At 67.1% G+C, this 18,683-nt stretch carries 21 protein-coding genes; 11 read left to right on the plus strand and 10 right to left on the minus strand.

The window, feature by feature from the left end; translation table 11 throughout:
• Positions 1-801, minus strand: a complete 801-nt coding sequence (locus FHU40_RS22815) for a glycerophosphodiester phosphodiesterase family protein (RefSeq protein ID WP_343057995.1) — start codon at positions 799-801, stop codon at positions 1-3.
• 66 nt (positions 802-867) lie between these two features.
• On the opposite strand from FHU40_RS22815, the gene FHU40_RS22820 reads away from it, so the two are divergent.
• Positions 868-1,140: a TFIIB-type zinc ribbon-containing protein gene (locus FHU40_RS22820; RefSeq protein WP_183594732.1), complete on the plus strand. Its 273-nt coding sequence runs from the start codon at positions 868-870 to the stop codon at positions 1,138-1,140.
• A gap of 347 nt (positions 1,141-1,487) precedes the next feature.
• On the opposite strand, the gene FHU40_RS22825 is transcribed toward FHU40_RS22820, so the two are convergent.
• Entirely contained in the window at positions 1,488-3,014 is a 1,527-nt protein-coding gene (locus tag FHU40_RS22825; RefSeq protein ID WP_183594733.1) for a helix-turn-helix domain-containing protein, read from the minus strand.
• Between the two features lie 85 nt (positions 3,015-3,099).
• Here FHU40_RS22825 and FHU40_RS22830 point away from each other — a divergent pair, with 85 nt between their 5' ends.
• Positions 3,100-4,116, plus strand: coding sequence for a zinc-dependent alcohol dehydrogenase family protein (locus FHU40_RS22830; protein WP_183594734.1), 1,017 nt, complete (start codon positions 3,100-3,102; stop codon positions 4,114-4,116).
• Positions 4,117-4,152: 36 nt separating this feature from the next.
• Here FHU40_RS22830 and FHU40_RS22835 read toward each other — a convergent pair whose 3' ends face one another.
• Positions 4,153-4,563 carry a hypothetical protein gene (locus FHU40_RS22835; protein WP_183594735.1) on the minus strand — a complete coding sequence of 137 codons (411 nt, stop codon included), beginning with the start codon at positions 4,561-4,563 and terminating at the stop codon, positions 4,153-4,155.
• Between the two features lie 114 nt (positions 4,564-4,677).
• Between FHU40_RS22835 and FHU40_RS22840 the strand changes: the two genes are divergently transcribed.
• From FHU40_RS22840 to FHU40_RS22855, 4 genes are all read left to right on the plus strand, one after another.
• Positions 4,678-5,136: a helix-turn-helix domain-containing protein gene (locus tag FHU40_RS22840; protein ID WP_183594736.1), complete on the plus strand. Its 459-nt coding sequence runs from the start codon at positions 4,678-4,680 to the stop codon at positions 5,134-5,136.
• Between the two features lie 10 nt (positions 5,137-5,146).
• Positions 5,147-5,560 (plus strand): VOC family protein, encoded by a 414-nt coding sequence (locus tag FHU40_RS22845; protein WP_183594737.1) that lies wholly within the window; start codon positions 5,147-5,149, stop codon positions 5,558-5,560.
• Positions 5,561-5,571: 11 nt separating this feature from the next.
• Entirely contained in the window at positions 5,572-5,799 is a 228-nt protein-coding gene (locus tag FHU40_RS22850; protein ID WP_221200110.1) for a hypothetical protein, read from the plus strand.
• Between the two features lie 99 nt (positions 5,800-5,898).
• A complete protein-coding gene (locus FHU40_RS22855; RefSeq protein WP_183594739.1) occupies positions 5,899-8,259 on the plus strand; it encodes an ATP-binding cassette domain-containing protein in 2,361 nt (786 codons plus the stop codon).
• Between the two features lie 12 nt (positions 8,260-8,271).
• Here FHU40_RS22855 and FHU40_RS22860 read toward each other — a convergent pair whose 3' ends face one another.
• Positions 8,272-8,667, minus strand: coding sequence for an MmcQ/YjbR family DNA-binding protein (locus FHU40_RS22860; RefSeq protein WP_215524141.1), 396 nt, complete (start codon positions 8,665-8,667; stop codon positions 8,272-8,274).
• Between the two features lie 46 nt (positions 8,668-8,713).
• A complete protein-coding gene (locus tag FHU40_RS22865; protein WP_183594740.1) occupies positions 8,714-9,187 on the minus strand; it encodes a hypothetical protein in 474 nt (157 codons plus the stop codon).
• A 266-nt stretch (positions 9,188-9,453) separates the two neighbouring features.
• On the opposite strand from FHU40_RS22865, the gene FHU40_RS22870 reads away from it, so the two are divergent.
• Together FHU40_RS22870 and FHU40_RS22875 are read left to right on the plus strand one after the other, a co-directional pair.
• Complete coding sequence (locus FHU40_RS22870) at positions 9,454-10,284, plus strand: hypothetical protein (protein WP_183594741.1); 831 nt, start codon at positions 9,454-9,456, stop codon at positions 10,282-10,284.
• Between the two features lies 1 nt (position 10,285).
• Positions 10,286-10,819: a sigma-70 family RNA polymerase sigma factor gene (locus tag FHU40_RS22875; protein ID WP_183594742.1), complete on the plus strand. Its 534-nt coding sequence runs from the start codon at positions 10,286-10,288 to the stop codon at positions 10,817-10,819.
• Here FHU40_RS22875 and FHU40_RS22880 read toward each other — a convergent pair.
• Positions 10,753-11,346 carry an ArsR/SmtB family transcription factor gene (locus tag FHU40_RS22880; RefSeq protein WP_343057997.1) on the minus strand — a complete coding sequence of 198 codons (594 nt, stop codon included), beginning with the start codon at positions 11,344-11,346 and terminating at the stop codon, positions 10,753-10,755. The two genes, FHU40_RS22875 and FHU40_RS22880, sit on opposite strands and share 67 nt — an antisense overlap.
• A gap of 67 nt (positions 11,347-11,413) precedes the next feature.
• Between FHU40_RS22880 and FHU40_RS22885 the strand changes: the two genes are divergently transcribed.
• Both FHU40_RS22885 and FHU40_RS22890 read left to right on the plus strand, forming a co-directional pair.
• The gene (locus FHU40_RS22885; RefSeq protein WP_183594743.1) at positions 11,414-11,983 is read left to right on the plus strand and encodes a dienelactone hydrolase family protein; all 570 of its coding nucleotides are present in this window, start codon (positions 11,414-11,416) and stop codon (positions 11,981-11,983) included.
• Between the two features lie 64 nt (positions 11,984-12,047).
• Positions 12,048-12,611 carry a dihydrofolate reductase family protein gene (locus tag FHU40_RS22890; protein ID WP_183594744.1) on the plus strand — a complete coding sequence of 188 codons (564 nt, stop codon included), beginning with the start codon at positions 12,048-12,050 and terminating at the stop codon, positions 12,609-12,611.
• 21 nt (positions 12,612-12,632) lie between these two features.
• Here the strand turns inward: FHU40_RS22890 and FHU40_RS22895 are convergent, their stop codons facing one another.
• Positions 12,633-13,181 carry a GNAT family N-acetyltransferase gene (locus FHU40_RS22895; protein ID WP_183594745.1) on the minus strand — a complete coding sequence of 183 codons (549 nt, stop codon included), beginning with the start codon at positions 13,179-13,181 and terminating at the stop codon, positions 12,633-12,635.
• 300 nt (positions 13,182-13,481) lie between these two features.
• Here FHU40_RS22895 and FHU40_RS22900 point away from each other — a divergent pair, with 300 nt between their 5' ends.
• On the plus strand, positions 13,482-14,726 hold the full coding sequence (locus FHU40_RS22900; RefSeq protein WP_183594746.1) for an HNH endonuclease signature motif containing protein: 1,245 nt from the start codon (positions 13,482-13,484) through the stop codon (positions 14,724-14,726).
• A gap of 371 nt (positions 14,727-15,097) precedes the next feature.
• Here FHU40_RS22900 and FHU40_RS22905 read toward each other — a convergent pair whose 3' ends face one another.
• The 3 genes from FHU40_RS22905 to FHU40_RS22915 form a co-directional block, all read right to left on the minus strand.
• Positions 15,098-15,430 (minus strand): Lsr2 dimerization domain-containing protein, encoded by a 333-nt coding sequence (locus FHU40_RS22905; protein ID WP_183594747.1) that lies wholly within the window; start codon positions 15,428-15,430, stop codon positions 15,098-15,100.
• A gap of 24 nt (positions 15,431-15,454) precedes the next feature.
• Positions 15,455-15,802: an endonuclease VII domain-containing protein gene (locus FHU40_RS29905; protein WP_183594748.1), complete on the minus strand. Its 348-nt coding sequence runs from the start codon at positions 15,800-15,802 to the stop codon at positions 15,455-15,457.
• Between the two features lie 246 nt (positions 15,803-16,048).
• Positions 16,049-18,673, minus strand: coding sequence for a phage head spike fiber domain-containing protein (locus tag FHU40_RS22915; protein ID WP_425490211.1), 2,625 nt, complete (start codon positions 18,671-18,673; stop codon positions 16,049-16,051).
• Between the last annotated feature and the right edge of the window lie 10 nt (positions 18,674-18,683).

Below are 18,683 nucleotides of genomic sequence, written 5' to 3' on the forward strand. Positions count from 1 at the left end.
CTACTCCCTCCACTGACCCCGCTCGACGAGGACCGCCTTGAGTATGTCGGTGCGGTCGGTGAAGAGACCGTCGACGCCCCGGTCCAGCAGCACCCGCATCTCGTCGGCGGTGTCGATGGTCCAGACGTGCACGTGCCGACCGGCTGCGTGCGCCCGGCGCACCAGCCCCGCGGTCGCGACCACGAGCCGCCCGCGTCGATGCGGGATCTGCAGGGCCGCGGCGTTGCGGGCGAGCAGGCCCGCCAGCCGGGCGGGCAGCAGCCGGAACGCCGCGATCTCGGCGGGCGTCGCGCAGGTCGGCACCCGACCGTGGGTGAGCCGCCGGAACCGCGCCGTACGACGGCGCGAGAAGGAGCCGACCAGCACCCGGTCCCACGCGTCGCGGGCCGCGATGAACTCCGCCAGCGCCGGGACCGCGCCGTCGGACTTGAGGTCGATGTTGAACCGGGCGTCGGGGAAGGCGTCGAAGAGCTCGGCAAGGGACGGCACCGACTCGCGGCCGCCGACCAGCGCGCCACGCACCTCGGCGTGGCTCAGCGCACCGATCTCGCCGCGGTGGTCGGTGACCCGGTCGAGGACGCTGTCGTGGAACGCGAGCAGCACGCCGTCCCGCGTCACGTGCACGTCGGTCTCGAGGTAGTGGTAGCCGAGGCCGGCGGCGTGCCGGAAGGCGGCCAGCGTGTTCTCCAGGCCCTCGACCTCGGGATGGTAGGCACCGCCGCGGTGCGCGAAGGCCAGGACGCCGCCCGGGTGGTCGAGCACGGCGTCGAGGTAGGCGTAGCCGGTGCGCGGGGCGGTCACGGATGAAGTATCCATGCAGCGGCGTGCATCCGAGCCGGGTGCCCGGCCGAGCGGTAGCGTCGGACCATGGAGACCTTGACCTGTCCTCGCTGTGGCTCCGAGATGGTCACGCGCTCGCTCGGCGCGGCCCACGGGGAGGGCGAGATCGCTTCGTGCCCCGACGGGCACGGGGTCTTCCTCGCCCGCGCCGACCTCGGCGCCCTGATCGAGGCCGAGGGCGACTGGCACCGGCACGCCGGGCAGCACACCGCGCCCATGCCGCGGATCACCGAGGACATGACCGCCCCGCCCGCCGGCCGGCCGCACGCCCGCGCCTGGGTGGAGACTCTCTTCGACTGAGCCGCGGCACGGTGGTTGAGGAGGTTGCGCTAGCAACCGACTCGATCCGGCCGACAGGTCGCGGTCCCGAAACGCCCACAGCACGGTGGTTGAGGAGGTTGCGCTAGCAACCGTCTCGATCCGGCCGATAGGTCGCGGTCCCGAAACGCCCGCAGCACGGTGGTTGAGGAGGTTGCGCTAGCAACCGTCTCGAAACCACCGACCGCCGACTCGACCCGGGCCGACCGGCTAGGTTTCGAGACCACGACTGAGGTCTCGAGACGCCCGTCGCGGCTTCGTTCCTCAGCCGCGGGGCTCCTCGACCTGGCGCGGGTTTCCGACGCCTCGCAAGCTCGGCGTCGGCGCGCTCAAATGTCCCGGAAGGGCTCGATGTTGGCGCCGAGCTGGTTGAGCCGCTCGGCGAGGTCCTCGTAGCCGCGGTGGATGACGTACGTCGACCGCAGCACCGAGGTGCCCTTCGACGCGAGCATGGCCAGCAGGATCACCACGGCCGGGCGCAGGGCCGGCGGGCAGACCAGCTCGGTGCCGCTGAAACCGGTGGGCCCCTCGATCATCACCCGGTGCGGGTCGAGCAGCTTGACCCGCGCACCGAGCTTGTTCAGGTCGGTCAGGTAGATCGCGCGGTTCTCGTAGACCCAGTCGTGCAGCAGCGTCTGCCCCTGGGCGACGGCGGCGATCACCGCGAAGAAGGGCAGGTTGTCGATGTTGAGGCCGGGGAACGGCATCGGGTGGATCTTGTCGAGCGGGGCGTGCAGCTCGGAGGGCTTCGTGGTGATGTCGACGAGGCGGGTGTGCCCGTTGAGCGCGACGTACTCGGCGGAGGAGTCGTACTTCAGGCCCATCTCCTCGAGCACCGCGAGCTCGATCTCCATGAACTCGATCGGCACCCGCCGGATGGTGATCTCCGACTTCGTCACGATCGCCGCCGCGAGCAGCGACATCGCCTCGATCGGGTCCTCGCTCGGCGCGTAGTCGACGTCGACGTCGATCTCGCTGCGTCCGGTGACGGTGAGCGTCGTCGTGCCGATGCCCTCCACGGCCACGCCGAGCCGCTGCAGGTAGAAGCACAGGTCCTGGACCATGTAGTTCGACGACGCGTTGCGGATCACGGTGGTGCCGGGGTGCAGGGCGGCCGCCATCAGGGCGTTCTCGGTGACCGTGTCGCCGCGCTCGGTGAGCACGATCGGGCGGTCCGGCTCGATCGCCCGGTTGACCGAGGCGTGGTAGTGGCCCTCGGTGGCCTTCACCTCGAGGCCGAAGGGGCGCAGCGCCGACATGTGCGGCTCGACGGTGCGGGTGCCGAGGTCGCAGCCACCGGCGTACGGCAGCTCGAACGTCTCGACGCGGTGCAGCAGCGGGCCGAGGAACATGATGATCGAGCGGGTACGCCGTGCGGCCGCCGCGTCGATGTGCTCGAGGTCCAGCTCACGCGGCGGGACGATCTCGAGGTCGTTGTCCGCGTTGAGCCAGCGGCACTGCACGCCGAGGCTGCTCAGCACCTCGAGGAGGCGGTTGACCTCCTCGATCCGGGCGACCTTGCGCAGCGTGGTCCGGCCCCGGTTGAGCAGGGCCGCGCAGAGCAGCGCGACGCCGGCGTTCTTCGAGGTCTTGACGTCGATCTCCCCGGAGAGCGTGGTCGGGCCGGTCACGCGCAGGTGGGTCGGGCCGGCGCCGACGGCGACGATCTCGGAGTCGAGAGCGGCGCCGATCCGGGCCAGCATCTCCAATGAGAGGTTCTGGTGCCCCTTCTCGATCCGGTTCACCGCCGACTGGCTGGTCCCGAGCAGGTCGGCGAGCTGGTGCTGGGTGAGCCCGCGGTGCTTGCGGGCGTCGCGGATGAGGTTGCCGATGCGGTTCTTGTAGCCCTCGGTCATGCCGATCACGGTAACTCACATATGAGATAACGACGCAAATCGGAGGCGGCCCGGGGTGTCGCACGGGCCTGACAGGATGGGCGGCATGCGCGCGACGACGATCCACGGTACCCGAGACATCCGCGTCACCGACGTACCGGACCCGACGATCCAGGAGCCGACCGACGCGATCGTGCGCGTGGTCGCCGGCTGCATCTGCGGCTCGGACCTGTGGCCCTACCGCGGCGAGAACGACATCACGCCCGGCGAGACCATCGGCCACGAGTGCGTGGGGGTGGTCGAGGAGGTCGGCGCCGACGTGTCGTCGATCCGGCCCGGCGACTTCGTGATCGTGCCGTTCAACCACTGCGACAACACCTGCGTGCACTGCCGCAACGGCGTCCAGAGCGCCTGCGTCAACCCGGGCGCCACGGAGACCGGTCAGGCCGAGTACGCCCGCGTGAGCCAGGCCGACGGCAGCCTGGTCGCGACCGACGGCATGCCCGACGAGGCGCTGATCCCGGCGCTGCTGACGCTGGCCGACGTGTTCCCGACCGGCTACCACGCGGCGACGTCCGCCGGCGTCCGCGACGGAGGTACGGCGGTCGTCGTCGGCGACGGCGCGGTCGGGCTGTTCGGCGTGCTCTCCGCCGCCCTCCTCGGGGCCGAGACGATCATCGCGATGTCTCGTCACGAGCCGCGGCAGCGGATCGCCACGGCCTTCGGCGCTACGCACATCGTCGCCGAGCGCGACCGGGCCGCGACGGCCGCGGTCATGGAGATCACCGGCGGCGTCGGTGCCGACGCGGTGCTCGAGTGCGTCGGCACCGACCAGGCGATGCAGACGGCGTTCCGGGTCGCCCGGCCCGGCGCGACGGTCGGCTTCGTGGGCGTGCCGCACGGGGTGGAGCTGCCGGTGCGCCGGATGTTCGGCCGCAACGTCGGCCTGGCGGGCGGCGTCGCGCCGACCCGTCGGTACCTCCCCGAGCTGCTCGAGCGGGTGCTCGCCGGCGGCATCGACCCCGGGCTCGTCTTCGACCTGACGGTGCCGCTCGACGACGTCGCCGAGGGCTACCGCGCGATGGACGAGCGCCGCGCGATCAAGGTGCTCGTCCGGCCCTGACGACCGGACGAGCGATGGGTGGCGGCTACCGAGACGTCAGTCGCGGCGACCGGAGGCGTACAGGCCGGTGCCGACCAGCAGCACGATGCCGGAGGCCAGCTCGGCGACGAAGACCGCGGTCTCGTTCTCGAGGAACACCGCGAACAGGATCAGCAGGATGCCGCAGAGGCCGAGCAGCCCCAGGAAGGGCTTCTTGGGCAGCGTGGTGTTCAGCGCCATCGCGCAGAGCACCACGACGGTGCCGATGATGCCGTCGCGGTAGCCGGCCCACATGCCGTCGTACTCGGTGCCGTAGAGGAGCCAGGTCGCCATGATCAGGCCGATGCCGGCGGAGAGGATCAGCAGCCAGCCGAAGGGCGCCATCACCGGCACCGGGCCGGAGGCGGCAGGCGCCGCGGCGGGAACAGCCGGGGTGCCGGGTGCGGTACGTCGCTCGGGAGTCGCCATGGTGCGCAGCCTATTGCCCCCGACGCCGAGACGTCCCGCCAGGGGAGCCTTTCGCGGCCTCGGCCCGCTCCCACTGTCGGCCCGCTGTCGGCGCGGACCCGTAGGATCGCGGGCGTGAGCAGTCGCGACGCCGCCGAGTCCCAGCGGCTGCGCGACCTGGCGCTGCTGCGCCGGGTGCGCGACCGGATGGACCGGGAGTACGCCCAGCCGCTCGACGTCGAGGCGCTCGCCCGCGGGGTCAACATGTCGGCGGGCCACCTCAGCCGCCGGTTCAAGGCGGCGTACGGCGAGTCGCCGTACTCCTACCTGATGACGCGCCGCATCGAGCGGGCGATGGCGCTGCTGCGCCGCGGGGACCTGAGCGTCACCGACGTCTGCTTCGCGGTCGGCTGCCAGTCGCTCGGCACCTTCAGCACCCGCTTCTCCGAGCTGGTCGGCATGTCGCCCAGCGACTACAAGGTGCGGTCCCGGCAGGAGATGGCCGGCGTGCCGTCGTGCGAGTCCAAGAAGGTCACCCGGCCGGTGCGCAATCCGGTCAGGAATCGAGAAGCGCCCCTCGCCGGCCGCTCCTAAGGTCGTGGTCATGGACATCAGCATTCACACCACCTTCCTTCCGCAGGACGACCCGGACGCCGCCCTGGGGTTCTACCGCGACACGCTCGGCTTCGAGCTCCGCAACGACGTCGGCTACGAGGGCATGCGCTGGCTCACCGTGGGCCCGCCACAGCAGCCGGGCGTCAACATCGTGCTCCACCCGCCGGGGGCCGACCCGGGCACCACCGACGAGGAGCGCAAGGTCATCGCCGAGATGATGGCCAAGGGCACCTACGCCAGCATCATGCTCGCGACGCCCGACCTCGACTCGACCTTCGACCAGCTGCAGGCCAGCGACGTCGAGGTCGTCCAGGAGCCGACCGACCAGCCCTGGGGGATGCGCGACTGTGCGGTCCGCGACCCCGCCGGCAACATGGTCCGCATCCAGCAGATGGGGTCCTGACCGTGAAGACCATGAGCTGCCAGCAGCTGGGCGGACCCTGCGACCAGGCGTTCCAGGGCGAGACCGCCGATGACGTCATCCACCAGCAGGACGAGCACCTCAAGGCGATGGTCGCCGCCGGCGACCAGGCCCACGTGCCCGCCAACGACGACATGCGCGGACGCTGGAAGCGCCCCGTCAAGGGCCTCGGCTGGTACCGGCAGACCAAGAAGGACTTCGCCGCCCTGCCGGAGGACTGAGCCCGAAGTACCGGGCCCGGCCCACCGGACCGATGGATTCCGGAGCGAGCCCGGGTCCGATCGATCGACCGCCGTCGTACGACAGGAGAGAATCCCCGCATGCCGTCTCACGCAGCCGACAGCCACGACCTGATCCGCGTCACCGGAGCCCGGGTCAACAACCTCAAGGACGTGAGCGTCGAGATCCCGAAGCGCCGGCTCACGGCGTTCACCGGGGTCTCCGGCTCGGGCAAGAGCTCGCTCGTCTTCGGCACGGTCGCGGCCGAGTCGCAGCGGCTGATCAACGAGACCTACAGCGCCTTCGTGCAGGGGTTCATGCCGACGCTCGCGCGGCCCGACGTCGACGTCCTCGACGGGCTCACCACGGCGATCATCGTCGACCAGGAGCGGATGGGCACCGACCCGCGCTCGACCGTCGGCACCGCGACCGATGCGAACGCGATGCTCCGGATCCTCTTCAGCCGGCTCGGCGACCCGCACATCGGCTCGCCGCAGGCCTACTCCTTCAACGTGGCGTCGATCAGCGGCGCCGGCGCGGTCACCGTCACGAAGGCCGGGCGCGAGGTGAAGGAGCGCCGCAGCTTCAGCATCACCGGCGGCATGTGCCCGCGCTGCGAGGGCCGCGGCTCGGTCAACGACTTCGACCTGACGGCGCTGTACGACGAGGAGAAGTCGCTCAACGAGGGCGCGATCACGATCCCCGGCTACAGCATGGAGGGCTGGTACGGCCGGATCTTCCGCGGCTCCGGCTTCTTCGACCCCGACAAGCCGATCAAGAAGTACACCAAGCGGGAGCTGGCCGACCTCCTGTACAAGGAGCCCACCAAGATCAAGGTCGAGGGCATCAACCTGACCTACAGCGGCCTGATCCCGACCATCCAGAAGTCGATGCTGTCCAAGGACGTCGACTCGATGCAGCCGCACATCCGGGCGTTCGTGGAGCGGGCGATCACGTTCACCACCTGCCCGGAGTGCGACGGCACCCGGCTCGCCGAGCATGCGCGGGCCTCCAAGATCCGGGGCAAGAGCATCGCCGACCTGTGCGCGATGCAGATCAGCGACCTCGCCACCTGGGTGCACGAGCTCGACGAGCCGTCGGTGAAGCCGCTCGTGGACGCGCTGGGGGAGACCCTCGACTCGTTCGTCGAGATCGGCCTCGGCTACCTCTCGCTCGAGCGGCCCGCGGGGACCCTGTCGGGCGGCGAGGCCCAGCGCACCAAGATGATCCGCCACCTCGGCTCCTCGCTCACCGACGTCACCTACGTCTTCGACGAACCGACGATCGGCCTGCACCCGCACGACATCCAGCGGATGAACCAGCTGCTGCTCCAGCTGCGTGACAAGGGGAACACCGTGCTCGTCGTCGAGCACAAGCCGGAGACGATCACGATCGCCGACCACGTCGTCGACCTCGGCCCGGGCGCGGGCTCCGACGGCGGCACGATCTGCTTCGAGGGCACCGTCGACGGGCTGCGGGGGAGCGACACGGTCACGGGCCGACACCTCGACGACCGGGCCACGCTCAAGGAGTCGGTGCGCACCGCGACTGGGGCCATCGAGATCCGCGGAGCGTCCACCCACAACCTGCGGAACGTCGACGTCGACATCCCGCTCGGGGTGCTGGTGGTGGTGACCGGCGTGGCCGGCTCGGGCAAGAGCTCGCTGATCAACGGCTCGGTGTCGCCGCGCGAGGGCGTCGTGACCGTCGACCAGAGCGCGATCCGGGGCTCGCGGCGCAGCAACCCCGCGACGTACACCGGCCTGCTCGATCCGATCCGCAAGGCCTTCGCCAAGGAGAACGGCGTGAAGCCGGGCCTGTTCAGCGCCAACTCCGACGGCGCCTGCCCCAACTGCAACGGCGCCGGGGTGATCTACAGCGACCTCGGGATGATGGCCGGCACCGCCACGACCTGCGAGGTGTGCGAGGGCAAGCGCTTCGACGCCTCGGTGCTGGAGTACCGCTTCGGCGGCAAGGACATCGACGAGGTGCTCACGATGTCGGTGGCCGAGGCCGAGGCGTTCTTCGCCGACGGCGCCGGCAAACTGGCGGCCGCGCACAAGGTCCTGATGCGGCTCGCCGACGTCGGCCTGGGCTACCTCAAGATCGGCCAGCCGCTGACGACGCTCTCGGGCGGCGAGCGGCAGCGGCTCAAGCTCGCGACGCACCTGGGGGAGAAGGGTGGGACCTACGTGCTCGACGAGCCGACGACCGGCCTGCACCTCGCCGACGTCGAGAACCTGCTCGGCATGGTCGACCGGCTGGTCGACAGCGGCAAGTCGGTGATCGTCATCGAGCATCATCAGGCGGTGATGGCACACGCCGACTGGATCATCGACCTCGGCCCGGGCGCCGGTCACGACGGCGGCACGGTCGTCTTCGAGGGCACGCCGGCGGACCTCGTCGGCGCGAAGCGGAGGACGCTGACGGGCGAGCACCTGGCGGCGTACGTCGGCGGCTGAGCGCGACCGCGCTCAGCGGGCCTGGTCGAGCAGCCTGACCCGGCGTACCCCGGCGGTCCGGCGGTACGACGTCTCGACCAGTTCGGCCACCTCCCGCCAGTCGGTCCGGTCGTCGAGGTCGAGTCCGACCCAGCCGGAGACCCCGAGGTACATCGGGTGGAAGCAGCGCGGGTCGTCGAGCAGGGCCGGCCGCTCGACCGGGTCGGCCAGCACCAGCACCGAGGCGCCGTGCCGCTCGTGGCCGTCGCCGATCTTCTCGCTGCCGCCGTAGTAGGCGAACACCTTGGTCGTGTAGAACGCCGGAGTGCCGTGGGAGACCTTCTCCGCGGCGTCCGGCAGCGCCAGCGTGATCGCCCGGAGGCGTCCGAGCACGGGATCGTCGTCGTCGAACATCAGCGGGTGGGCCACGGCGGCCACGCTAGGGGAGTCGACTCCCCGGAGGAAGGGCGCCGGCTCAGGGACCGCAGACCCGGCTGCGGAGGGTGGCCCGGTCGCGCACGCCCCGCGACCGGCACGGGACGAGCGGCAGCACGCCTCGCGGCTGCGGGGTGAACTCGAAGGCGACCAGACCGGGCCGCTCGGTCTCGTTCGTGAGGATCCGCAGCCGGTGGGTGCCGGCGCCGATCCGGGCGACGGCCTGCTCCTCGTAGTGTGCGTCGCCGAGGATGACCGCGCCGCCGGCCGTGTGGAACTGGCAGGCATAGGCGCACGTCAGGTCGTCGGGCGCCGGCCCCTGCCACACTTCGGCGACCGCGGTGCCGTCGCGCTCGTGCCGGAGCGCCGCCGCGATGATGTCGCCGCTCGCGGTGGCGAGCGCGGCCTGGTCCGACTCGTCCGGGATCGCCGAGCGCGGCCCGAGATCGGTGATCACGGCGAGCTCTCCTGGCCATTCCCGCCGGATCGACAGCAGCCTCTGTCCTTGGTCCACGAACCCCATCCTATGTGTGACCCAACACATTTGGTACCCACGGGTCCGACATCTGTTGGATCCGTTGACGCACATCTTCGCCGATGCGCGGTCTCGCCGCATCACCAGGGAGCACCATCTGGTGTACCTGATCGATGGCGAGGCCTCGTGGTCCTTCGAGCGCGATTCCGCTCCAAGTGACGCGGGTCCGCCGAGGAACCGGCCGACCTGGTAACGCCTCGGCATGGAAGAGGTGAGAGCACCCACCTCAACCGAGCGGAGCACCCATGCGCACGACGCCCTCGACCGACGACCACGACCGACTGGTCGCGGAGGCCGCGCCTGCCGCGCCCGAGGCCGTGGACATCGACATCGACCGGGTGTGGCACCGGGTCCACGTGACCATGACGGAGGAGCCGAGGAAGCGCCGAGGGCTGCGCCTGCTCGCGGCCGGGGTGCTCGCGGCCGGGGTACTCGGCGGCACGGCCGTCGCGACCGCCGATCACTTCTCCGCCCGGACGGGCAAGGGGCCGGTGGACGCGGAGGACCTCCGCCTGGGCGGGCCGGGGGAGAGCCTCGACGTCGGCGCTCCCGACTACGGCGAGGTCGTCGCGGAGGAGTCGGCGGACATCCCGTTCCCCACCGAGGGGTTCCGTGCGATCGCGATCCGGCACCAGCTCCACGACGTGCGCTTCGCCGGGCCGGGGGAGCAGTACGTCTCGACCGGGGCGCTGCGTGCCTGGCTGGCCGATCAGGCCCTGTGTGCCTGGTCGAGCGAGTGGGCCGCCGCCACGCGGTCCGGCGACGAGGCCGCGCGGACCGAGGCCATCGAGACCATCCAGGCGGCACCGACCTGGCCGGCCGTGGTCGACCTCGACCCCGCGCCGTACAGCCGGATGGAGTCCGGCGAGGAGGAGGGCGAGGACGGCGAGGTCCGGACGTTCCGCTACCGCGACGAGAGCCAGTTCTACTACCTGGCCGCGCTCGGCGAGGCCGTCGACGGGCGGAGCATCGACGCGGTCGCGGACATCCTGGCCGAGAACAACGGCTACTGCCGCCCCGAGCTGGTGCCGGGCATCCCCCGAGCCGACGCCATGGTCCGGTTCGCGGAGCGCTGACGTGGGGCGAGACATCACCGCCGCGGAGTTCGAGGAGCTCTATCGCGACACCGCCCGCGACGTGTTCGGGTTCCTACGGCGCCGAACGACCGGCGACGCGGAGGACCTGGTGGCCGAGGTGTACGCCGTGGCCTGGCGCCGCCGTGCCGACCTGCCCGCCCCGATGCTGCGCCGTGCCTGGCTGTTCCGGGTCGCACACAACCTGCTGAAGGCCGACGCGCGCAGGAGGCGCCGGGAGGGTGCCGTCGTCGACGAGCTCGCAGCCCGGCCGGACGGCTCGGGAACAGCGGCCGACGGGCCGCCCGGCACCGGTCGGGCCGCCGTGATCGCTCGGGCCATGGACCGGCTGTCGCCGGGGGAGCGCGAGGTGCTCCGGCTGGTCGTCTGGGAGTGCCTGACGCCCGCGGAGCTCGCGGTCGCGCTGGACGTCCGACCGGGCACCGCACGCGTGCGCCTGCACCGGGCCCGTCAGGCGTTCGCCTCCGACCCGGAGGTCAAGGCCCTCGTCGGCAGCGTCGGGTGCTCGGTGGGGTAGATGCCGATCGCGAACCCGTACACGGAGTCGCCGGACCTCGGCATCCGGTCGAACTCGGCGACGAGCTCGGCCATCCGGTCCCAGAACTCGGAGGCCTGACCCTCCGAGATGCGCGCATGCCGGATGAAGCCCCAGAGCTTGCCGTGCTCGAACGCCGTCGCGGACTCGCGCGCGGCCACCTCGAAGTCGTTGAAGTCGCGCGGCAGGTCGTCGCCGCCGTCCCCTGACGGCTCCGCGGCCACGTAGAACATGCGCGCAGTGCGTCCGTAGAAGCGCTCCTCGATGGCCCGCACCTTCCGCGTGTGCACGACCTGGAGCAGACCGTTGCGGGTGAGCACGTTCACGTGGTGCGCCACGGTGCTCTTCGGCCGCTCGACCGCGGCCGCCAGCTCGCTCACGGTCGCCGCCCGCTCGTGCAGGAGCTGCAGGATCGTCGTACGGAGCGGATGGCCGATGGCTCGCACCTGGGCGGCGGTGGTGAGCGCCATCCGATCGGCGAGCTCGTAGTCCGGGAGGTTGTGTGGCACGACAGAACAGACTAGCGTCACCGAATGTTCCAATATTCTCGATCAATGAGCGGGGGATAGGAGTGACATGGCCGAGGTGCTGCTCTACCACCACATCCAGGGCCTGACCGACGGCGTGCGGGCGTTCGCCGATGAGCTCCGACAGGCGGGGCACACCGTGCACACGCCCGACCTGTTCGGCGGTCGGACGTTCGACAGCATCGAAGAGGGCTTCGGATTCGCGCGTGAGACGGGGTTCGACGCGATCCGCGAGCGTGGGGCGGCCGCGGCCGACGACCTCGGTCCCGCGCTCGTCTACGCCGGATTCTCCTTCGGCGTGACGATCGCCCAGCGACTCGCGCAGACCCGGCCCGGTGCACGCGGGGCGCTGCTCATCTACTCGTGCCTCCCCGTCACGGAGTTCGGCGAGGCCTGGCCGGGGGGAGTGCCGGTGCAGATCCACGGCAAGGAGGGCGACGAGTTCTTCGACGAGGACCTGCCGGCCGCACGCGCGCTCGCCGACTCCGCGGCGGAGGCCGAGCTGTTCCTGTACCCCGGCGACCAGCATCTCTTCGCCGACTCCTCGCTCGACGGGTACGACGCGGTGGCAGCCGCGCTGCTGATGCAGCGGGTGCAGGCGTTCCTCGCCGCGGTCTGACCGATGACTCTTCCGTGCCGCGTCGGTCTGTACGCCGAACACCGACTCACGGGAGGCTGACGCCGTGCGAAAACTGACCTTCGGAATGAACGTGAGCCTGGACGGCTACATCGCCGGGCCCGGCGGCGACCTCGGCTGGAGCGTGCCGAGCGACGAGCTGTTCCAGTGGTGGTCCGACCGGGTGGCTGCGACGGAACTGTCGCTGTACGGACGCAGACTGTGGGAGGCCATGAGCTCCCACTGGCCGACGGCCGACCAGCAGCCCGGAGTCACACCGGCGGAGGTCGAGTACGCACGGCGCTGGCGGGACATGCCCAAGGTGCTGTTCTCCTCGACGGTCGGCACGGTCGACTGGAACACCCGCCTGTGCACCGGCGACGCGGTCCCCGAGATCACCCGACTCAAGGCCGAGGACGGCGGACCGATGGACATCGCCGGCGCCACCCTCGCCGCGGCGGCGATGCGCGCCGGGCTGATCGACGAGTACGTGCTGGTCACCGCGCCCGTCCTGGTGGGCGGCGGCACGCCGTTCTTCACCGCGCTCGACAACTGGGTGAACCTGGACCTGGTGGAGACCCGGACGTTTCCCGACGGCCTGCTTCTGACCAGGTACCAGACCAGGCGCTGAGCGCCCGCCCCGAACCAGTGCCTACTGGTCACGGTCGGCGGCGAGCCGACCGTAGATGATGGTGTCCGTCCACTCGCCCTTGCTCCACCAGTCCTGCCGCAGGTGCGCCTCGTGGCGCATGCCGGCGTTGCGTGCGAGCCTGGCCGAGGCGGCGTTGCGGCCGTCCATCTGCGCGGCGACGCGATGCAGCCCGTAGTGGTCGAACGCCAGGTCGAGCACGGCCCGCACCGCCTCGGTCGCGAAGCCTCGGCCGCCATGGTCCGGATCGAGCACCCACCCGACCTCGGCCACGCGGCGTTCCCGGTCGGTGAGCTTCAGCGACACGTCACCGATCACCGCTCCGGCATGCTCGATCACGAGGGCGAGCGCGCCGGTGTCGCCGTCCAGGTCGGCCTTCCGAACGCGTTCGGCGGTCTTGTCCCGCGCGGCCTCCACCGTCCACGGCTCATCCAGGAGAAACCTGGCGACCTCGGGGCGGGAGTAGATACCCAGCAGCGCGTCGGCATCGTCGGTGTCGTGCGGCCGGAGGATCAGGCGCTCGGTGTGCAGCGGCAGGAATGTCGACGTCATCCGCACCCAGGGTAGCCGTCTCGTCTCCTCGAACAGGACGTATCGGCGGAGTGCTGATCTGCGGTGCGTCAGGATGATTGAGACGGCGACGCTCCTGGCGTCTCACCGAGTCTGACGCAACTCGCCGTATCAGAGTGCCCGGGGGAGCGACGGTGACCTCCGGCCCGACCGAACGTTCATCGACACCCGTTCCGGGTGTGGATGAGGGGCCAGGATCGTGATCTGTTCGTGACCCAGAACCCTGTGGAATAAGGGGAGTTCGGCCCTTGAGTGTCGGTGGCGGGTGTTTGAGTAGATGCCATGACAGCGATCGCGACACCCCGGCACCGGGTCAGTGTCGCGACCGCGCATGTCCACGCCGAGCTCGACGCGGTCGCCGGTGTGTCGGTGTGGTCGATGGATGCCACCGAGGCAGGTCAGACGCTCATCGAGTTGGAGCGGGCCGAGGCCCGGATCGTCGAACTGAAGGCCCGGGTCGCGGCGCACGCCGACACCATCCACGTCGGCGAAGAGGTGGGTGCGTCGTCGGCGGCGAACTGGCTGGCCCATCAGACGAAGACCACGCATGCGGCGGCGTACGGCGCGGTGCGGCTCGGCCACGACCTCGAACAGCACTCCCTGACGCGGGAGGCGCTCGCGGCCGGGGACATCGACGTCGAGCGGGCGCGGGTGGTGGTCCGGTGGGTCGACCGGCTCCCGGCCGACCTCGGGGTTGAGACCCGGGCGAGGGCGGAGGCGCATCTGCTGGCCGAGGCGCGTCATCACGACGCGAAGGCGCTCGGTCGGCTGGGTCGGCGGCTGTGGGAGGTCATCGCCCCCGGCGAGGCCGACGCCCACGAAGCCCAGATCCTGCAACGGCAGGAGGCGGCCGCGCTGCGGGCCTGCTCGCTGACGATGGTCGACGACGGCGACGGCACCACCCGCGGCCGGTTCGTGCTGCCGACCTACCACGCCGCAGCGCTACGGAAGATGCTCATGGCCCTGGCCGCCCCCAAGCACCTGGCGGCCACCCAGGGCCCCGGCATCGAACGCCGCCCCGGACCCGAGGCACTCGGCCGGGCGTTGTGCGAGCTGATCGAGCGCTACCCGGTCGACCGACTGCCGCAAACCGGCGGCGTGAACGCCACCGTCGTGGTGGTCATCGACGAGGACACCCTCACGGGCCGGCTGGAGAAGGCCGGGATCCTCGACACCGGCGACCAGATCAGCCCCGGCATGGCCCGCCGGCTCGCCTGCGAGGCCTCAATCACCCCCGCCGTCCTCGGCAGCAACAGCGTCCCCCTCGACCTCGGCAGACGGAGCCGCTACCACACCGAGCACCAACGCATCGCCATGTTCCTCCGCGACCGCGGCTGCCGCGCCGAAGGCTGCGACCGCACCACCGGACTCCACGCCCACCACCAGACCAGATGGACCGACGGCGGCCACACCACCCTCACCGACAGCGCATCCCTCTGCCCCTGGCACCACACCCTCATCCACGACCCCACCTACGACACGACCTACCTCCCCACCGGCAAGATCCGATTCCACCGGAGAACGTGACGGTTGCCTCGCGCGCGCCTCGAACCATGCCGAGGATGCCCCTGCGGTCCTGCCTCGCGTATGACACGATCCGCCAGATCGGCGTGCAAGCTCACTGAACTCAACCCGTCGATTGATCGCCGATAACTGGCATTAATGACTTGAATTTCGGTTCCTGTAACACCGGAGAAAATAGTGCAGATTTAGTTGTTTCCTCAGATATCCACGACACTTCACCCAGATATCTGTAATTCAGTGTGGCCCGCTTCTGCGGGCTATGGGGCTTGGCTTCGCACAAGCCTTGTGTTAAGGGAGTGTACCGGGCCAAGTACCCTTGGACATGCCAACACCCTCCCTACTTGTTCTAGGGAGGGTGTTGGTCTCTGGTGCTACTAGTGCGCTGCGTCGTACGCCTCGCGGACCTCAGCGGGCACCCGACCCCTGTCGGGGAGGTCGAACCCGTTCTCCTTACCCCACTGCCTCACATCGGCAGCGGAGGGACCAGACGGCTTGGCAGCCTTGCGCCGACCGGGAGTGCCAGTGACCTTGGTGGCGTGCTCCACGTACATGGCTACAGCCTTGTCGAACCCTGCCGCTTCCTTGCTGGTCAGGTCGATGGAGTAGTCCTTGCCCCGGTAGGAGAACACAATGGTCTCTCCCTTGCCGTCTGCGTACTCATCTCCTGACAGGTCACTCACCATCTGGGTAACTACCTTCTGAGCCACGTCCTACTCCTTAAGGATTGATGTTCAGGCTGCGGTATTTGTAGCACACTTCTCTAGATAGTCGGCAAGTCTTCGGAGAATCGCTGGGCTATCTCTCGCGTAGCCGAGTGCTCTGTTGCAGGAAGCACAGAGGATGCCCCGGACGGCTCCTGTCAAGTGATCGTGGTCTACAGCGGCTCCGCCGATGCCCGAACGAAGAGTTTCGCCGCACGTCAGGCACATGCCGTTTTGCCGACTCCACATGGCTTGGTACTGCTCTAGGCTCAGTCCGTACAGCGCCAAATTCTGTGCCTTGTCTCTTGCTCGGTACTTCCCTGGGTTCGCCTTCCTATCTCTCTTGCGCCAGTCCGCTGCATTCTGGTTCTCGCACACCTTGCACCAACTGCGTTGCGTACGCTTCCCTGGCCTCCATCCGAAAGCATCAAGGGACTTACTTTCCTTACATTTTGTGCATTGCTTCAATCATGACAACTCATTTCTATTGGTTATTCAACGCTTGCGACGTTGCTAGTTCAGTATAAATTGACAACGTTCCTAAAGCGAACACACATGACTTAGGGGAGATACACAAAGACCGGCATCTTTCGATACCGGTCCCTGTGCTTCTTAGGAGAAGTCTCACGCTGCCTCGTAGATGACGTAGCCCTGAACGTAGGCACCAATCAGGGATGATCCGGGCCACTCAATACTGTTGTCACGTGGCCTGAAGATGATCATTCCGCTGTGTCCGAGTGTGTAAGCATGTCCTGAGGAAATGTAACCCGTTGAGTTGTTCAGGATTGTGACTTCACCGATGTGCTCGCCAAAGATGTTCTCAAATGCATAGTAGGTGTTTGACACTGGTACCGGCACCGTGATGGCTGCTGTTGAACCTGCACCGCCTGTGACGTAAATCCTGAACTGATAGGTGATGGTGTTGCCAACTCTCATCCATCGACTACGTTGAACTGATCCGGTCATGTTGACGATTGATGGCGTGTAGTTCTGCCATACCCCCGGTGCCACACCTACACCTTGGAATGGTGGTGATGGGATGAACACCGGTGCTGCCACTGAGCCGGTATCAGCAAAGGTGTAGGAGACATTCCATCCCTTGGCTGTGATGGTGTGCTCTAATCCCGTGATCTGGTGATTAGATGCAATGGTGTCTGTGCCTGTGACCTTGAATCTGAGGTAGACATTTGAGTAGAGATCATTGGCGATGGCAGAGAGCATGTGCTCTTCTTGCTTAACTGGGTAGGTGAGGCTTCTTACCTTTCGTACCGGCGTTGCGTTGGCTGCCAGCACCGGATCAGCAAAGTTGGTCTTGATCCATGCAGAGTCCTCATTTGATGGGCTACCACAGATCTTGAACTCCTTTGAGTACACGGTGTTGTTGGATGCTGCGATGGCGGCAGAATCCTCATATGGCCCATAGGAGATCTCTGTTGTCTGGTTGGTACCGACGTTGTATCTCAGCCATTTGACAGTGACAGAGTTGATGCAATCGTCAGTGTCGTAGGTGGTTGGTGCGTCAGACCATGACAGGTAGTGGGCAGGGTCAGAAGCGATGCGAGGATCATCGTCATAGAAGTTGATGCGTGGTGTTGGATTCCAAGCGGTTCTGAATTGCAAGACTCCATTTCTGTCTACCCATGCCTTGGCCAGAGTCGTGTCCCTGGTTAGGGAAATCTGGTCAAGCATTGAGGCGTTGGCGTTGTAGGCGACTACTGACGCACTTGAGATTTGGTTACCGGACCCGTTGATGTTCCATGGGACTCCTTTTCCTTCAAGGGTGTAGGCCAGGTCTGCTGCGTTGGCAACTGAACTTGACTCCATCTGTTCTGCTAGAGACTTCACATTGTCACTGGCGCTGATGGTGACTTCTACGCCCTTAGGTGGGTTGTATTCAGATAGTCCCTTGGTGATCTTGCCGGTATAGATTGAGTACCAGTTTCCTGCTGTGATGCCTTGGTTTGCATCACTGACAGGGGCAAGTGCCATGACTCTCATTCGTCTACCCGGCTTCACTACAGAGTTGGCGACTGCTGGGTCTAGGAGAGCGTCATGCAGCGTTGCAGTCAGTAGCCCTACGTCTAGTTCCTTGCGGCTAATCTGGATCTCTGAGGTTGGCCCTAAGATGTTTTGCCACTGCACAGGCTCGACATAGGCAAAGTCAGTGCTTGATTCTGTTGATGCACTGGCATGGGGTGTACCTGACCATCCGTAGACCTTCTGCGCTGTTGATGACTTGGAACCATCGAAGTAGGTACTTGGCGTGGTTCCCTCTTCTAGCATCATGGCGTCTGCGTAGTACGTTGCAGCGCTTGTGACAGCAGCGGTGTAGTACATGACCCACACGCTTGTGGCATTTGATGGTGCTGTGGCTGTGGCAGAGAATCGTGTCCAAGTTGAATTGGTGTTGATATTGACGATCTTCGTACTAATTTGGGTGTTGGTCGATGTGAACCAACGTAGGTACAACTGACCCGCACTAGCGCCTGTGCTCTGTCTTAGGTAGGTGCTGAATGTGTAGTCCTTACCTCCACTGATAGGGACTTGGGTATAGAAACCTACGTTTCCCCAACTACCGGCCATTGATAGGCAGTAGGTCCCTGAGTAGGCACCTACTGCCAGTCCTAGGGGTGCACCCATCGTGGTCCATGTCGCTGTATCTAATTCAACCGATGGGTTAGGAATCAGGTTGGTTTTGACCGTGCTGATTGCACCTGATGTGTTGGCCCATGTGACCATCACGTTTCTCAGATCAACGAAACAGTTGGCGTTGGGTGTTAGGGGAGTGTCAGTCGGACCAGCCATCCTGTAAATGTCTGCTCGGAGTCTGACATATGCCGTTCCTGCTGGTGCTAAGGCGGGTGGCAATAGGTACTGTCCGCTACCGGTCGTGAATCCGTTGGTCTGAGCCCCACTACTGATCAGTGTCTTACTAGAGTTGTAGAACACTGGACGTAGTTTGATTCTGTGACCAGCGGTGATGTTGGTAATGTCAACTCGTGCAGCCACATATTTACCTGCCGCCAATGGCATGAACTCTGTTGTGAAGTACCCGGCAATTGCTGACGGAGCATGCCTGTAGGAGATCGTTGGCAGACCTGCACTGGTGCCGGTGTACATGATCGAGCCGGAGACAGGTGACTCCCATCCCCATGTACCAAGTTCTCCATTTGGGTTTTGAACTAGGTTAGGTAGTCCTGTGGTTGGTACCTCTATCTCTAATCTAAGGTATTGTGTTAGGTCAATCATTCTATTCTTA

The sequence above is a fragment of the Nocardioides soli genome, assembly GCF_014191495.1.
In the GTDB taxonomy this organism is placed as follows: domain Bacteria; phylum Actinomycetota; class Actinomycetes; order Propionibacteriales; family Nocardioidaceae; genus Nocardioides; species Nocardioides soli.

Coding starts and splice junctions, on each gene's coding strand:
- FHU40_RS22850 (WP_221200110.1), top strand. CDS start 5,572: ATGAGCTGCCAGCAGCTGGGCGGACCCTGCGACCAGGCGTTCCAGGGC.
- FHU40_RS22845 (WP_183594737.1), top strand. CDS start 5,147: ATGGACATCAGCATTCACACCACCTTCCTTCCGCAGGACGACCCGGAC.
- FHU40_RS22830 (WP_183594734.1), top strand. CDS start 3,100: ATGCGCGCGACGACGATCCACGGTACCCGAGACATCCGCGTCACCGAC.
- FHU40_RS22870 (WP_183594741.1), top strand. CDS start 9,454: ATGCGCACGACGCCCTCGACCGACGACCACGACCGACTGGTCGCGGAG.
- FHU40_RS22825 (WP_183594733.1), bottom strand. CDS start 3,014: ATGACCGAGGGCTACAAGAACCGCATCGGCAACCTCATCCGCGACGCC.
- FHU40_RS22895 (WP_183594745.1), bottom strand. CDS start 13,181: ATGACGTCGACATTCCTGCCGCTGCACACCGAGCGCCTGATCCTCCGG.
- FHU40_RS22885 (WP_183594743.1), top strand. CDS start 11,414: ATGGCCGAGGTGCTGCTCTACCACCACATCCAGGGCCTGACCGACGGC.
- FHU40_RS22855 (WP_183594739.1), top strand. CDS start 5,899: ATGCCGTCTCACGCAGCCGACAGCCACGACCTGATCCGCGTCACCGGA.
- FHU40_RS22915 (WP_425490211.1), bottom strand. CDS start 18,673: ATGATTGACCTAACACAATACCTTAGATTAGAGATAGAGGTACCAACC.
- FHU40_RS22820 (WP_183594732.1), top strand. CDS start 868: ATGGAGACCTTGACCTGTCCTCGCTGTGGCTCCGAGATGGTCACGCGC.
- FHU40_RS22835 (WP_183594735.1), bottom strand. CDS start 4,563: ATGGCGACTCCCGAGCGACGTACCGCACCCGGCACCCCGGCTGTTCCC.
- FHU40_RS22900 (WP_183594746.1), top strand. CDS start 13,482: ATGACAGCGATCGCGACACCCCGGCACCGGGTCAGTGTCGCGACCGCG.